At 66.5% G+C, this 14974-nt stretch carries 12 protein-coding genes and 1 tRNA gene; 6 read left to right on the top strand and 7 right to left on the bottom strand.

Annotated elements, in window-relative coordinates; all coding sequences use genetic code 11:
• Positions 1-9 precede the first annotated feature (9 nt).
• From CEG14_RS03420 to CEG14_RS03405, 4 genes are all read left to right on the top strand, one after another.
• Positions 10-1629, top strand: coding sequence for an MFS transporter (locus tag CEG14_RS03420; protein WP_094824935.1), 1620 nt, complete (start codon positions 10-12; stop codon positions 1627-1629).
• Between the two features lie 83 nt (positions 1630-1712).
• Positions 1713-2192 (top strand): aminoglycoside 6'-N-acetyltransferase, encoded by a 480-nt coding sequence (aac(6'), locus tag CEG14_RS03415; RefSeq protein ID WP_094824934.1) that lies wholly within the window; start codon positions 1713-1715, stop codon positions 2190-2192.
• A 193-nt stretch (positions 2193-2385) separates the two neighbouring features.
• The gene (locus CEG14_RS03410) at positions 2386-2883 is read left to right on the top strand and encodes a hypothetical protein (RefSeq protein ID WP_094824933.1); all 498 of its coding nucleotides are present in this window, start codon (positions 2386-2388) and stop codon (positions 2881-2883) included.
• Between the two features lie 173 nt (positions 2884-3056).
• Positions 3057-3521, top strand: coding sequence for a GNAT family N-acetyltransferase (locus CEG14_RS03405; protein ID WP_094824932.1), 465 nt, complete (start codon positions 3057-3059; stop codon positions 3519-3521).
• Positions 3522-3685: 164 nt separating this feature from the next.
• On the opposite strand, the gene CEG14_RS03400 is transcribed toward CEG14_RS03405, so the two are convergent.
• The 7 genes from CEG14_RS03400 to ribD form a co-directional block, all read right to left on the bottom strand.
• A tRNA-Ser gene (locus tag CEG14_RS03400) sits at positions 3686-3776 on the bottom strand.
• A 181-nt stretch (positions 3777-3957) separates the two neighbouring features.
• A complete protein-coding gene (locus CEG14_RS03395; RefSeq protein ID WP_094824931.1) occupies positions 3958-5499 on the bottom strand; it encodes a SpoVR family protein in 1542 nt (513 codons plus the stop codon).
• A complete protein-coding gene (locus CEG14_RS03390) occupies positions 5496-6755 on the bottom strand; it encodes a YeaH/YhbH family protein (RefSeq protein WP_094824930.1) in 1260 nt (419 codons plus the stop codon). Before CEG14_RS03390 ends, CEG14_RS03395 begins: the two co-directional genes overlap by 4 nt.
• A 12-nt stretch (positions 6756-6767) precedes the next feature.
• Positions 6768-8693, bottom strand: a complete 1926-nt coding sequence (locus CEG14_RS03385; protein ID WP_176461356.1) for a PrkA family serine protein kinase — start codon at positions 8691-8693, stop codon at positions 6768-6770.
• Between the two features lie 664 nt (positions 8694-9357).
• A complete protein-coding gene (locus CEG14_RS03380) occupies positions 9358-11253 on the bottom strand; it encodes an LTA synthase family protein (protein WP_094824928.1) in 1896 nt (631 codons plus the stop codon).
• A gap of 82 nt (positions 11254-11335) precedes the next feature.
• Complete coding sequence (locus tag CEG14_RS03375) at positions 11336-11977, bottom strand: riboflavin synthase (RefSeq protein ID WP_094824927.1); 642 nt, start codon at positions 11975-11977, stop codon at positions 11336-11338.
• A gap of 38 nt (positions 11978-12015) precedes the next feature.
• On the bottom strand, positions 12016-13176 hold the full coding sequence (gene ribD / locus CEG14_RS03370) for a bifunctional diaminohydroxyphosphoribosylaminopyrimidine deaminase/5-amino-6-(5-phosphoribosylamino)uracil reductase RibD (protein WP_369597794.1): 1161 nt from the start codon (positions 13174-13176) through the stop codon (positions 12016-12018).
• 228 nt (positions 13177-13404) lie between these two features.
• Here ribD and CEG14_RS03365 point away from each other — a divergent pair, with 228 nt between their 5' ends.
• Together CEG14_RS03365 and CEG14_RS03360 are read left to right on the top strand one after the other, a co-directional pair.
• Complete coding sequence (locus CEG14_RS03365) at positions 13405-13965, top strand: isochorismatase family protein (protein ID WP_094824925.1); 561 nt, start codon at positions 13405-13407, stop codon at positions 13963-13965.
• Positions 13965-14966, top strand: a complete 1002-nt coding sequence (locus CEG14_RS03360) for a GlxA family transcriptional regulator (RefSeq protein ID WP_094824924.1) — start codon at positions 13965-13967, stop codon at positions 14964-14966. The genes CEG14_RS03365 and CEG14_RS03360 overlap by 1 nt, the downstream gene beginning before the upstream one ends.
• Positions 14967-14974: the final 8 nt, after the last annotated feature.

Raw genomic sequence — 14974 nt, 5'->3', positions numbered from 1 at the left:
GAGCCTTCCATGACCACTCAAGCTCTGTCCTCCAAACCGGCCGCGCCGGCCACGCCGCTCGACCACGACACCAAACGCATCGTCTTCGCGGCCGGCCTCGGCACCGTCTTCGAATGGTACGACTTCTTCATCTATGGCTCGCTGGCCGCGTTCTTCAGCACGCTGTTCTTTCCCAAGGGCAACGAGGCCGCGGCGCTGCTCGCCGCGCTCGCGACCTTTGGCGCGGGCTTCGTGCTGCGGCCGTTCGGCGCGATCGTGTTCGGCCGCCTCGGCGACGTCGTGGGGCGCAAGAAGACGTTCCTCATCACCATGCTGGTGATGGGCATCGCCACCGCGGCCATCGGGCTGCTGCCCACGTTCGAGACCCTGGGGTGGGCCGCCCCCGCGCTGCTGGTGGCGCTGCGCCTGCTGCAAGGCCTGGCCGTGGGCGGCGAGTTCGGCGGCGCGGTCACCTACGTGGCGGAACACTCGCGCGCCGACCAGCGCGGCTTCACCACCAGCTGGATCCAGATCACCGGCACGCTGGGCCTGTTCCTGTCGCTGATCGTGATCCTGATCTGCCGCGCCTCGATGTCGCCGGAAGCCTTCGCCAGCTGGGGCTGGCGCCTGCCCTTCGTCGGCTCGATCGTGCTGTTGCTGCTGTCGCTCTACATCCGGCTCAAGCTGCACGAGTCGCCGGTGTTCCAGCAGATGAAGAAGGAAGGCCGGACCTCGCGCAGCCCGATCGCCGAGACGCTGGGCAACCCGCGCAACCGCAAGCTGGTCCTGATCGCGATCTTCGGCGTGGTCGCGGGCCAGGCCGTGGTCTGGTACACCGGCCACTTCTACAGCCTGTACTTCATGACCACCACGCTCAAGCTCACGCACGACCAGGCCAACCTCTACCTCATCATCGCGCTCACGCTCGGCACACCGTTTTTCCTGTTCTTCGGCTGGCTCTCCGACAAGATCGGGCGCAAGGGCATCGTGCTCACCGGCTGCGTGCTGTCGGCGGTCCTGTTCGTGCCGCTGTTCCAGGCGCTGGCGCACTACGGCAACCCGCCGCTCGCCGCCTTCCGCGCGCAGACGCAGGTGCAGATCAGCGGCGAGGGCTGCCGGGCGCACGATTCCCTGTCGCTGTTCCAGGCCCGCGATACGGGCTCCGCCTGCGCGCCGCTCAAGCGCCAGCTGGCCGCGCACGCGGTGCCCTACAAGGTGCAGGACGGCACCGGCCCGGTGCGCGTCGCCATCAACGGCGAGGCGTTGAGCGACGTCAGCGAGCCCGCCCTGATGGCCAGCCTGGCCGCGCATGGCCTGCCGCCCGCAGGCGCGCCCGTGCACCCCGACGGGCCCATGGTGGTGGCCGTGCTGTTCGCGCTGATCTTTCTCGCCACCATGGTCTACGGGCCCCTGGGCGCGCTGCTGGTGGAGCTGTTCCCGGTGCAGATCCGCTACAGCGGCGTATCGCTCGCGCTGCAGCTGGGCAATGGCTGGATCGGCGGTTTCGCGCCCTTCGTGGCAACGGCCGTGGTGATCGCCACCGGCGACATCTTCGGCGGCCTCTGGTACACGGTCGCCTTCGCCGCGCTCACCGCGATCATCGGCGCGCTGGTGCTGCCGGAGACACGCGGCCGCGACCTGAGCGCCTAGCCGGGATCGCGCCGCGTTCCTGCGAGAATGGCCGTGCCGTCGCGCACGGCCATTCTGCATCCGCCCCGCTCCGGAGTCCGCCCATGCCCCTCGTTCTCGCCAGCCACGCCCCTCACCGACGCGCCGATTTCATCGACGACTGGGCGCGGCTGCGCACCGCGCTCTGGCCCGATGCCTCGGCAGCCGAGCATCGGCGCGAGATCGCCGAACAGCTCGCCGAGCCCGCGCGCTATGCCGCGTTCATCGTGACCGCGGAGCCCGCAGGCGCCATCGGGCTCGCCGAGATCGCGCTGCGGCACGACTACGTCAACGGCACCGACAGCTCGCCCGTCGCGTTCCTCGAAGGCATCTACGTGGCGCCCGAGGCGCGCCGCGGCGGCGCGGCGCGCCTGCTGGTCGAGGCCTGCCGCGCCTGGGCGCTCGCGCAAGGCTGCCGCGAGCTGGCATCGGACACCGCGCTGGACAACGACGTTTCGCAGGCGGTGCACGAGGCGCTGGGCTTCGAGGAAACCGAGCGCGTGGTCTTCTACCGTCTGAGATTGGCCCCCCACCGGCCTGATTGAGGGCGGACACGTGCCTGGATGAGGCAGCGCGCGGCAAGCCTGTCGTCTTTTCGTGGAATAATTGGTCACAATCAGCATGACCTAATCACAACTGCCGCCGGCCCCAAACAAAGGTGTCAGACTGCAATTTCCCAAAAATGCAGTCTGACACCATGAACGGCTGCGCGGCGCCTCGAACAACCAGGAGAGATCGATGTACCGCGCCGCCCGCTTGTCCGTGTTCGTCTGCGCCATGGCCCTGCCCATGCTGTCGTCCGCCCAGAGCCTGCAGGAAGGCTACACCGCCTGCACCCGGCTGCAGGACGACCGCACCCGCCTGACCTGCTATGACAAACTGAAGCCCGTCGCCGCCCCGCAGGCCGCCGCGCCGGCGGCGTCCAAGGCCGACGCCGGCAAGTACACGTTCATGACCTTTGAAGACCTGACGCTGGACGTCGATCAACTCAGCGGCAAGCGCGTCGCGGTCGAGGTCTACATCCAGGGCTTCGGCGGCATTACCATGATCCGGTCCCAGCCGCGCGACATGAACACGATGACGGTCAACACCGACCACCTCTCCCGCGAAGACCGCAAGCAACTGCTCACCTGCAAGGACCTGCGCGCGCGCTGCCACGCCATCGTCTACGGCCTGGTCGGCCGCGCCAACTTCGACATCTCGCAGATGACGCTGGAACGCATCGACTGGAAGTGAGGGTCGGCGGATGCGGCTGCAACTCGGCAATCGCGTTGAGCGATGCCGCCTCGAGCGCAGCCAGCTATCGACGACAGCCCTGGACGCCAGCGTTTGACGATCTGTTCCGCGTGGAAGAGGATGCGCGAGGAGACGTAGGTTCTGTGTATCCCGCTTTCTAAAACGAGGTTCCGATGAGTTTCGACGGCCAGACTACAAGCTCGAGCCCCGCAAAATCTCTCACGATGCGTGAATTTCTGGCCTCCGATCACGCGATCGCACTCGAATTATGGTTGCGCACGCCTGAAGTCGGATTGAGCGACGCCGATAGCTATTCCGCGATATCGGCGTTTCTGGATCGAAATTCCGGCCTCAGCTTCACTGCCTGGGATGACAACGAGCTCGTCGGCACCATTTTGTGTGGTCATGACGGACGCCGCGGGTTAATACATCACCTCGTGGTCTCGCCCCTCATGAGAAGGCGGGGTCTGGGACGGGCGCTGGTTTCAGCAAGCCTGGCCGCGCTCCGCGCACAAGGCATCGCCAAGTGCCACCTGTTGGTCTTCGCCGACAACGCAAAAGGGCGTGCATTCTGGCGCGGCATTGGGGCAACGCCTCGTGATGAACTCACGCTTTATTCCTGTGAGACAGGCGCGTAGCCCCCTCCGATCCTCCGCGGAACAGCCAAAGCCGCAAACGCCGCGATACCCGCTTGTCAGGAAGGTCTCGCGGTCGTATTGAAGTTTCCAAGCCCATGAAAAAAACCCGCAGCGCTCACGCGTCTGCGGGTTTTTTCATGGCATCTGGAGGATGCGCAAATTCTTGGCGGACAGAGGGGGATTCGAACCCCCGATACGCTTTTGACGTATACACGCTTTCCAGGCGTGCGCCTTCAACCACTCGGCCACCTGTCCTAATTTGGCTCGCTGAGATCCTCGACTGGCGGCCAAAGCCGCATTGCGGAAAACGCGAATCCGCGATTCTAGCAGAATCGGCGGAACCGTGGCATGACAGATGACGCAGGCGCCACACGTGGGCTAAAAAAGGGGACGCACTAGCACGCCGTGGCGCGCCGGTGCGCCCCGCTCTCGGGAATCAAGGCTCGATCTGGCGGTACGACAGCACGGTGCCGTCGGGCGCGGCCTCTTCCAGTCGAACCCGGAAGCCCCACAGGCGGCCGAGGTGCTTCATCACCTGGTCGGCCTCGCTGCTTTCGAGCGGCCGGCCGCGGCTCTGGGTGTGGCGCAGCACCAGCGAGCGATCCGACTCGCGGAAGTAGCGCACCACCTGGATGTCGGGCACCTGGTTGTCGCGGTTGTGCTGCGCGGCGAGCAGCTTGCGCACCTGGCGGTAGCCGTCGTCGTCGTGGATGGCGGCGATCTCGAGCTTGGGGTTGGCCTCGTGATCGGCCACGGCGAAGAAGCGGAATTCGCGGATCAGGCGCGGCGACAGATACTGCGAGATGAACGACTCGTCCTTGAAGTTGCGCATCGCGAAGTCGAGCGTCTTGATCCAGTCGGTGCCGCAGATGTCGGGAAACCAGCGCCGGTCTTCGTCGGTAGGGTTCTCGCACATGCGGCGGATGTCGGTCATCATCGCGTAGCCCAGGGCATACGGATTGATGCCGCCGTAGCCGCGCTCGTCGAAGCCGCGCTGGCTCACCACGTTGGTGTGGCTGGCCAGCACTTCCATCATGAAGCCGTCGTTGACCTGGCCGCGCTGATGCAGGCGGTTGAGCAGCGTGTAGTGCCAGAACGTGGCCCAGCCCTCGTTCATCACCTTGGTCTGGGTCTGCGGATAGAAATACTGGCCCACCTTGCGCACGATGCGCACCAGCTCTTTCTGCCAGGGCTCGAGCTTGGGCGAATACTTCTCGATAAAGTAGAGGATGTTTTCCTCGGGCTCCGGCGGAAACACGCTGCGCTGGCGCTCGGCCTCGGGCGCGGATTGCGCGCGCGGCACGGTGCGCCAGAGATCGTTGTACTGGCGGCGGGCGTGTTCCTCGCGCTCGGCCTGGCGCGTGGCCTCCTCGCGATACGAGATCGGCGGCGGCCGCTTGTAGCGGTCCACGCCGTGCATCTGCAGCGCGTGGCAGGAGTCGAGCATGGCCTCCACGGCGTCGATGCCGTAGCGCTCCTCGCACTCCATCACATAGCGGCGCGCGAACACCAGGTAGTCCAGCACGCCGTCGGCGTCGGTCCACTGGCGAAACAGGTAATTGTTTTTGAAGAAAGAGTTGTGGCCGTAGCAGGCATGCGCGATCACGAGCGCCTGCATCGGCATGGAATTCTCTTCCATCAGGTACGAGATGCAGGGGTTGGAATTGATGACGATCTCGTACGCCAGGCCCTGCATGCCCTTGCGGTAGTACTGCTCGTTGCGGATGAACTCCTTGCCGTACGACCAGTGCGGATAGCCGATGGGCAGGCCCGCGGAGGCGTAGGCGTCGAGCATCTGCTCGGAGGTGATCACCTCGATCTGGTTGGGATAGGTATCCAGGCCATACTCGCGAGCCGTCTCGGAGATGACCTCGTCATAGCGCTGGATGAGTTCGAAGGTCCATTCGGATCCTTCGGAGATCGGCCGGGCACGCCCGACGGCCTCCAGCTCGGCACGCGAACCCGCGATGGCGTTCATGCGACCTCCTTCTTGAACAGGTCATGGAAGACCGGGAAGATCTCGCCGCGCTCGCAGATGCGGCGCATCGCGAAGTGCGGCGCGGTTTCCTGTTCGTATTCGGCCCACAGGCTGCTCTTGCGGGCCTCCTGCGAATCCGGCACTTCGATGTAGGCGAAGTAGCGCGTGGCCGGCAGCAGGTTTTCCGCCAGGAAGCGCGCGCTCTTGCCGGCATCGGCGCCGAACGAATCCCCGTCGCTGGCCTGGGCCGCGTAGACGTTCCAGGCCGACGGCGAATAGCGCTCCTGCACGATCTCGTGCATCAGCTCCAGCGCCGACAGCACGATGGTGCCGCCGCTCTTGGGATCGTAGAAGAAAGTGTGCTCATCGACCTCTTCCGCGTTGTCGGTGTGGCGGATGAACACCACCTCGACGTGCTCGTACTTGCGCGACAGAAACAGATAAAGCAGCGTGAAGAAGCGCTTGGCGAGGTCCTTCTTGCCCTCGTCCATCGAACCGGACACGTCCATCAGGCAGAACATCACGGCGCGCGCCACCGGCACCGCCACCGGCACGCGGTTGCGATAGCGCAGATCGATCTCGTCGAGGAAGGGCACGCGCGCCGCGCGCCCCTTGCACTCGGCGACCCGCTCGCGCAGCGCCACCAGCCGCGCCTGGGGCGCGCCGGCCTGTTCCGCCTCTTCCAGCTCGGTTTCGGCCAGTTCCAGCTCGCTCTTGGCATGCAGCCCCAACGCGACACGCCGCGACAGGGAGGCGCGCAGCGTGCGGTTGACGCTCAGCATGCTGGGCGAGCCGGTGGTGGTGTAGCCGGCGCGCTGCCAGCGCTTCTGGGACACATCGCCCAGTTGCGTGCGCACCAGATGCGGCAGCTCGAGATCCTCGAAAAACAAATGCAGGAACTCGGCCCGCGAAAGGCTGAAGGTGAACTGGTCCACCGACTCCCCCTCGCCGGGCTCGGAGCCGCCACCGCCCTCGCCGCCCGAAGGACGGTCGATGGTGTCGCCGCGGGCAAACTCACGGTTGCCCGGATGGACCATCTCGCGATCGCCCCCCTGCCCGTGCCGGAAATGGGGTTCCGAGATGTCGCGCGCGGGCAGGTTTATCTCGCCGCCCTGGTCCATATCGGCGATGGAGCGCTCACGGACCAGATCCTGGACGGCCTTGCGGATCTGTTCCTTGTACCGCCGCAAGAAGCGCTCGCGATTGACAGCGCTCTTGTTGCGGCCATTGAGACGACGATCGATGAGCGAATTCATGGTTCACCTCGCTCAGGATGACTTCCTCACCCTAAGGTACCACTCGCACAACAGGCGGACCTGCTTCTCGGTGTAGCCCTTGTCGACCATGCGATCGACGAAGCTCTGGTGCTTGCTCTTGTCCTCGGCCGACGCCTTGGCATTGAACGAGATCACCGGCAGCAGATCCTCGGTATTCGAGAACATCTTCTTCTCGATGACTTCACGCAGCTTCTCGTAGCTGGTCCAGTTGGGATTGCGCCCGCCGTTGTTGGCGCGGGCCCGCAACACGAAATTCACGATCTCGTTGCGGAAATCCTTGGGGTTCGCGATCCCGGCCGGCTTCTCGATCTTCTCCAGCTCATCGTTGAGCGCGCCGCGGTCGAAGCTCTCGCCGGTTTCAGGGTCGCGGAACTCCTCGTCCTGGATCCAGCAGTCGGCAAACGTCACGTAGCGGTCGAAGATGTTCTGGCCGTATTCGGAATACGACTCGAGATACGCGGTCTGGATCTCCTTGCCGATGAATTCGGCGTAGCGCGGCGCCAGGTAGCCCTTGATGAAATCGAGATAGCGCCGGCGCGTTTCTTCGGGGAAGTCCTCCCGGGCGATGCGCTGCTCGAGCACATACATCAGGTGCACGGGGTTGGCCGCGACCTCGGTCTGGTCGTGGTTGAACACGCTCGACAGGATCTTGTAGGCGAAGCGGGTCGAGACCCCGTTCATGCCCTCGTCGGTGCCGGCGTAATCCTTGTATTCCTGCAGCGCCTTGGCCTTGGGATCCACGTCTTTCAGGCTCTCGCCGTCATACACGCGCATCTTGGAATAGATGCTCGAGTTTTCCGGCTCCTTCAGGCGCGTCAGCACGGAGAACTGCGCCATCATGTCCAGCGTTCCGGGTGCGCACGGCGCGTTCGACAGCGAACTGTGCCGCAGCAGCTTCTCGTAGATCTTCACCTCTTCATCGGTCTGCAGGCAGTACGGCACCTTGACGATGTAGATCCGGTCGAGAAAGGCCTCGTTGTGCTTGTTGTTGCGGAAGGTCTGCCATTCGGATTCGTTCGAGTGCGCCAGGATGGCGCCGTTGAACGGGATCGCGGAGAAGCCCTCGGTGCCCTTGAAGTTGCCCTCCTGCGTCGCGGTCAGCAACGGGTGCAGCATCTTGATCGGCGCCTTGAACATCTCGACGAACTCGAGCAGGCCCTGGTTGGCCAGGCACAGCCCGCCCGAATAGCTGTAGGCATCGGGATCGTCTTGCGAATAGCGGTCGAGCTTGCGGATGTCGACCTTGCCGACCAGTGAAGAAATATCCTGGTTGTTTTCGTCGCCCGGTTCGGTCTTGGCGATCGCGAGCTGGCGCAGCACCGAGGGATTGAGCCGCACCACGCGGAATTGCGACAGGTCGCCGTCGAATTCCTTCAGGCGCTTCACGGCCCAGGGCGACATGATGCCGCTGAGATAACGCCGCGGAATGTTGTAGTCGCGCTCGAGCGTTTCGCCGAAACGGTCGGGGTGGAACAGCCCCAGCGGCGATTCGTTCACCGGCGAGCCCTTCAGGGCGTAGATGGGATAACGCTCCATCAACACCTTCAGGCGTTCCGCGATGGAGGACTTGCCGCCCCCCACCGGACCCAGCAGATAAAGAATCTGCTTGCGCTCTTCAAGGCCCTGAGCGGCATGCTTGAAGAACGCAACGATCTGATCGATCACGTCTTCCATGCCGTAGAACTCTTTGAACGCCGGATAGCGGCGAATCACGCGATTGGAGAACAACCGCGAGAGCCTCGGGTCGTTGCGCGTGTCGATGAGTTCCGGTTCGCCGATCGCCGCGAGCATGCGCTCCGCGGGGCTGGCGTAGACCATGGGATCACGCTTGGCGAGGTCAAGGAATTCTTCGAGAGAAAGTTCCGATTCCTGTTCCCGAGCGTACTGGGACTTGAAGCCTTCGAGGATGCTTTGCACGGCCGACCCTCCTACAGTGCCGTATCCAACAATCAGATACGGTTAAACCCATTGTGTGCTTCCTATACCAGCCAAGCTAGTCATTCTTGCGAATGAGGCTCCACCGCATTATGTAGTCGTCGCACTTTAACCACACACAATAGACAGGGATGTGAGACCCCTTCAGAGATTAGGCCCCGATGATGTGCCACAAGTTCCGGCACATCATGAAATTTACCGTCAGACCCCACGATTTCAGGCATTGGCAGCGCAGTCGGGCGAGTGCTGACAGCAATGAGTACATACCCTTTATTCATATCGAACACGTCGCGGTGAAACCGTCGCGGTGAAACCGTCGCGGTGAAAAGCCGGGGTCCGCATGCGCGGGGCCTCACGTTGGTACATACGCGTGCCGCTGCGCGGTGGATGCATCGCGTTCGACGCCGCCCGGAAAGACAACGCGCATCGCCTCACCCGCATTACCTAGCATTTGCCGTTCCCGGTACACCTGCTTGTGTACAAGCGCTGCCGGCCAGCCGCATGACGGAGATCGCGACGCACGCGAGATCGGCCGATGCGGCGGCGAGCACACCGGCCGCACGCATGAGGCCGATGACGACGCGGCCATGAAAAACGCGCCCCGTGGGGCGCGTCGCGATCATCCGGGATGATGAAGCAGCATCGTTCAAACGGCCGGTGTGACATCCGCGAGCCGATAGCGTCCCTCGCGATAGGCCCAGTCGGGCCACAGAGCGTGCGCAAGCGCCACGCGCGCCAGCTCCGTGTCGACCGCCACCGGCGTGTATTGCTCGGGCGCGTCGTAGCGGAACTGCACCGGGTCGCGCCCCGGCGTCATCACCAGCAGATCGTCGCCCCGCAGATAACCATACGTGTTGTCGTATTGCATGATGGCGCGATTCGGCGAACTGATCGCAAGATCGTGACCAATCATCGGGTGGTCGGCCTCGATGCCCGCCAGCGACAGCAGCGTGGGCGCGAGATCGATCTGGCTGATCAGGCGGTCGTCGGTGCGCGCGGCGATGCCGCCGCCCAGGATCACGGCGGGGATGTGGAAGTGGCGCACCGGCACGAGCGTGGCGCCGAACACCCGCGAATCATGATCGGCCACCACCAGGAATACGGTGTCGTCCCAATACGGGGCCTTGCGCGCGCGCTCGAAGAAACGGCCGAGCGCCCAATCCGCGTAGCGCACGCTGTTGTGTTCGGTGGCGGGCTCGCCCTGCACCTCGATGCGGCCGGCCGGGTATTCCCAGGGGGTGTGGTTCGACACCGAGAACGCCAGCGTGAAGCTGGGCTGTTCGCCCTCCTCGCGCAGCACGCGGTCGAGCTGGTTGAACATGTCCTCGTCGCTCGCGCCCCAGGTTCCCTCGAACACCGGATCCACGAAATCCTTCCGATCCACGATGCCGTCGAAACCGTTGCCCAGGAAGAAGGCCTTCATGTTGTCGAAGTGCGATTCGCCGCCGTAGATGAAGCGCGACTGATAGCCCTCGCGCCCCAGCAGCTGCGCCAGCGTGAAGAAGCCGCGCTGCGCGCGCGGCAGCTTCAGCACCGCCTGCATCGGCGTGGGCGGGAAACCGGTGGTGACCGCCTCCAGGCCGCGCACCGAGCGGGTGCCGGTCGCATAGGTGCGGGTGAAGGCCCAGCCCTCGCGCATCAGCGCATCGAGCTCGGGGGTGAGGCCCATGCCGCCCAGCGCGGCGCTGTACTGCGCGCCCAGGCTTTCCTCGAGGATGATGACAATCTTCTTGGGCCGCGCCGGCCGCGCCGCCGGCTGCTGCCGGTGCAGACTGGGCAATTCGGCGCCCGCGGCGGGCGGCGGCAGGTTCGCGTGCGCCAGCACGATCTCGTGCATGCGCGCGCTCGGCATCTTGCCGTACATCGCCGAGCCGCCGCGCTCGTTCTTCATGCTGTAGATCGCGTAGAAGACGTTGTAGAGCGAGTTCAGCGCGAGCGTGTTCACCATGCCGTCGGAGCAGTACGCCACCGACGAGGGATTCATGGGCCGGTGCCCGAGGCTGCCGCGGATCGCCAGGATCACCACCGCCAGCATGCCGACGCTGTAGAGGATGCGTTGCCACCAGGCCAGCGGCGTATCGTCGGTGGGGTTGAAGAACAGCACGCAACCGGCGAAGCCCACCAGCACCAGCACGGCGGTGCCGCCCAGCAGCGCCGTCTTGTAGCCGCGCCACACCATGTTGGAGACCTCGCGCGGATGCTTGAGATACTCCACGAAGAGGCGGTTCGGACGCGTGTCGTATTCCTGGATGAAGGGCGGCGTGGACACCTCCAGCAGCACCAGCAGGATCCACGACAGCATGAACCAGTACGAGGTGATCTCGGCGGCCCAGTGAAATTCGCCCAGCCAGGGGCCCAGCACCAGCGGCCAGGCCGCCAGCACCGCCACCATGTGCGCGTCGATCCGCAGGCCGCCGCGCAGCAGCGGCCACAGACCGCCCGCGTCGCGCACGCGCGGCCACTGCCACGCCGCCAGCGCCAGCCGGCTGAGGGTCAGCAGCACCAGGGCCGCCGCCACGAAGGTCAGTGCTTCGTCTCTCATTCCACCTTCCGTACCCGCCAAAAGCGCCCTCGCGGGCAGGAGGCCGGCCCGCGAGCCGGCCGCAGGAGCCTGGGGCCCCGGATCAGAGCCAGGCCACCGCGCCGCCGGCGGCGGCGCCGCTCACCGACAGCATGCGTTCCACGTAGCGCGCGATCATGTCGACCTCGAGGTTGACCTTGTCGCCCGCCTTCACGTTGCGCAGCGTCGTGACTTCCTGCGTGTGGGGGATGATGTTGATGCTGATGTCGCAGCCGTCGCTGTCGTCGAGCACGCTGTTGACCGTCAGGCTGATGCCGTTGACCACGATCGAGCCCTTGTAGGCCAGGAAGCGCGCGAGGGTCTTGGGCACGCGGATCACCAGCTCGCGCGATTCGCCCGCATCGGAGAAGCGCAGCACCTCGCCCAGGCCGTCGACGTGACCGGACACCAGATGGCCGCCGATCTGGTCGCCGATGCGCAGCGATTTCTCCAGATTCACCTCTCCCGTGGCCGCGAGGCCCACGGTGCGGTTCAGGCTCTCGCGCGAGACGTCGACCTGGAACTGCGTGCCCTGCAGCGCGACGACGGTCATGCAGGCGCCCTGCACGGCGATCGAGTCGCCCAGGCCGACGTCGTGCAGGCCGAGCGAGGCGGCATCGATGTCGAGCCGCACGCCGGCGGATTCGTCGCCCAGCGGCGCCACGTTGACGATGCGGCCGACTGCCGCAACCAGACCGGTAAACATAGGTTTGCTCCTTTGGGCGCTCCGCGGCGCCGTCTTGATCAGGAAAGCGCGCCGGCAGCGCCGACGCCGCGCACGCTGGCCACCAGGGCCTGCCAGTGCGCATCACTCGTGGCGCGCAGGCGCACGTCGGCGCCCACGCGAGTCATATCGGTAAACACATAGCGGCGCGCCGCCTCGAGATGTTCGAGCAGCGGCAGCCGCACCATGCCGGCGGCGTCGCCGAGCAGCACGGGCGCGAGGTAGACCAGCAGCTCGTCGATGCAGCCGGCGGTCAGCAGCGCCCCCGACAGGCCGGCGCCGGCCTCGACGTGCACCTCGTTGAAATCGTTGCGGCCGAGCCAGGCCATCATGGCGGCGAGGTCGACGCGCTCGCCGCGCGCGTCGGGCAGCCGGATCACCCGGGCGTTGCGGTCGGCCAGCACGGCCTCGCGCGCCGGGTCGGCGGCGGCGGTGAACACCAGCACCTCGGTGCCGTCGAACAGGCGCGCCTGCGGCGAGATGTCGAGCCGCGCATCGACCACGGCCTTGCGCGGCGGGCGCGGCGTCTGCACCGCGCGCACATTGAGTTGCGGATCATCCTTGGTGACGGTGCCCATGCCGGTCAGCACCAGGTCGGCGCGGGCGCGCCAGTGGTGGCCGTCGGCCCGCGCGGCATCGCCGGTGATCCATTGCGAAATGCCGTTGTGCAGCGCGCTGCGGCCGTCCAGCGAGGCGGCCATCTTCATCCAGGCCCAGGGGGTGCCGCGGCTCATGCGCGCCACGAAGCCCGCGTTCAGCTCGAGCGACTCGGCCTCGCCCACGCCGGTGCAGACCTCGATGCCGGCGGCGCGCAGGCGCGCGAAGCCGGCGCCATTGACCTGCGGATTGGGGTCGCCCATGGCCACCACGACGCGCGCCGGCCCGGCCGCGATGAGCGCGTCGACGCAGGGCGGCGTGCGGCCATGGTGGGAGCAGGGTTCGAGCGTGACGTACACGGTTGCGCCGGCAACGGTCTCGCCGGCCGCGGCCGCGGCGCGCAGCGCCATCACCTCGGCGTGCGGATTGCCGGGCGGCTGCGTGGCGCCCTCCCCGATGACCCGGCCCTCGCGCACGATCACGCAACCCACGCGCGGATTCGGCGAGGTCGTGTACAGGACGCCACGCGCAAGGGCGAGTGCGCGCTGCATATGGGCGAGGTCTTGCGGCTGGGTGCGATCCACGTCGGGTACGGCGGCTGTGATGACGACTCACGGATTGTATGCCGCAGCGGCGCGAACGCCGCATCGGCGCTGACGCGTGCCTGACTGCCCGGCGCCGCCACCGCAGGCGATGTCCGAATCGGGCCGCTGGCGGTCCCGGCCCGGGCTGCCCGCCCCGGGGAAGTCGGGCGATAATCCAGCGACACACAGGATCATTTCCTGTCCCTTTCTGTCTTTGGAAGCCTCGCCATGAGCACCGCCCTGCTGCTGATCGACATCCAGGAATCCTTCCGCTCGCGTCCGTATTGGGACGAGACGGAGCTGCCGGCGTTCCTCGCGGCGGTCCAGCACCTGATCGACGAGGCGCAACGGCGCGGCCAGCCGATCGTGCAGATCTTTCACGAGCAGGACGGCGGCAAGGCCGATCCGTTCGACCCGGCCAACGGCCAGGTGCGCACCCTGGCCGGCCTGCGCGTGCCGCCCTGCCCCGTGTTTCGCAAAACGGTGCACTCCGCGCTCTATGCCCGCGACGCGAAGGACCAGAACCTCGACGACTGGCTCAGCGCGCAGGGCGTCACCGGCGTCGTGATCAGCGGCATCCGCACCGAACAGTGCTGCGAAACCACCACCCGGCACGCGAGCGACAACGGGCTGGACGTGATCTACGCGCTCGACGCCACGCTCACCTTCGCGATGCAGGCGCGCAGCGGCAGGGTCTACACTCCGGCCGAGCTGCGCGAACGGACCGAGCTGGTGCTCGAGGGCCGCTTCGCCCGCGTGGTGCCGGCGGCCCAGGCCTGGAGTCTGTGATGCGCGCCGCGCCCGTGCCGGTCTATTTCGTCGTGCTCGACGGCATCGTGCTGCTGGACCTGGCGGGGCCGGCGGAGGCACTGCGGGTCGCCAACAAGCTCGCCCCCGGCAGTTTCGACGTGACCTACTGTTCGCCCGCGGCCGAGCTCGAGACCGGGCTGCCGGGCCTGCACCTGTCGCGCCTGGCGCCGCTCCCCACCCGCGTAGCGCCCAACGCGCTGGTCATCATCAGCGGCGTGATCGACCGCCACTACGATCTGCGCGCGCCGGCGGCCCAGCAGGTGCTGGAATGGCTGCGCGTGCGCATGCCGGCCGACGGCTTCGAACTGGTATCGATCTGCTCCGGCGCGCTGCTGGCCGCGGCCGCCGGCCTGCTGCGCGACCGCGAATGCACCACGCACCACAACTGCGTCGCGGCCCTGTCGCGGATGGAGCCGCGCGCCCGCGTGCTGGAAAACCGCATCTTCGTGCAGGACGAGCGTCTCTGGACCAGCGCGGGCGTGACCTCCGGCATCGACCTGGCCCTGCACCTCGTGGCGCGCGTGACCGGCCCGCAGATCGCCAGCGCGGTCGCGCGCGACATGGTGGTGTACCTGCGCCGCGCGGGCAACGACCCGGCCATCTCGCCCTGGCTCGACCACCGCAATCACCTGCATCCCGGCGTGCACCGGGTCCAGGACGCGGTGCTGCGCGACCCCGCCGCCGACTGGAACGCCGACGCGCTCGCGCGCCACGCGCACACCAGCGCGCGGCACCTGGCGCGGCTGTTCGCCGAGCATGCGGGCTGCACGCCGATGGATTATCTGTATCAGGTGAGGCTGGCGCTGGCGCGCACGCTGCTGAGCCAGACGCGCCACGGCATGGAACGGGTGGCGCAGCAGTCGGGCTTCAGCTCGGCCCACCATCTGCGCCGGGTCTGGCGCCGCTTCGAGAGCGCGCCGCCCAGCGCGCTGCGCGCGCATCCGCCGGAATCCGCCGCGCCGCCGCAGCCGGCGGCATGAGGCCGCGC

The sequence above is a fragment of the Bordetella genomosp. 1 genome (genome assembly GCF_002261335.1).
GTDB lineage: Bacteria > Pseudomonadota > Gammaproteobacteria > Burkholderiales > Burkholderiaceae_B > Bordetella.
This window is presented reverse-complemented; position numbering and strand designations above follow the sequence as displayed.

Coding starts and splice junctions, on each gene's coding strand:
- CEG14_RS03420 (WP_094824935.1), top strand. CDS start 10: ATGACCACTCAAGCTCTGTCCTCCAAACCGGCCGCGCCGGCCACGCCG.
- CEG14_RS03410 (WP_094824933.1), top strand. CDS start 2,386: ATGTACCGCGCCGCCCGCTTGTCCGTGTTCGTCTGCGCCATGGCCCTG.
- CEG14_RS03405 (WP_094824932.1), top strand. CDS start 3,057: ATGAGTTTCGACGGCCAGACTACAAGCTCGAGCCCCGCAAAATCTCTC.
- CEG14_RS03395 (WP_094824931.1), bottom strand. CDS start 5,499: ATGAACGCCATCGCGGGTTCGCGTGCCGAGCTGGAGGCCGTCGGGCGT.
- CEG14_RS03390 (WP_094824930.1), bottom strand. CDS start 6,755: ATGAATTCGCTCATCGATCGTCGTCTCAATGGCCGCAACAAGAGCGCT.
- CEG14_RS03380 (WP_094824928.1), bottom strand. CDS start 11,253: ATGAGAGACGAAGCACTGACCTTCGTGGCGGCGGCCCTGGTGCTGCTG.
- CEG14_RS03375 (WP_094824927.1), bottom strand. CDS start 11,977: ATGTTTACCGGTCTGGTTGCGGCAGTCGGCCGCATCGTCAACGTGGCG.
- CEG14_RS03365 (WP_094824925.1), top strand. CDS start 13,405: ATGAGCACCGCCCTGCTGCTGATCGACATCCAGGAATCCTTCCGCTCG.
- CEG14_RS03360 (WP_094824924.1), top strand. CDS start 13,965: ATGCGCGCCGCGCCCGTGCCGGTCTATTTCGTCGTGCTCGACGGCATC.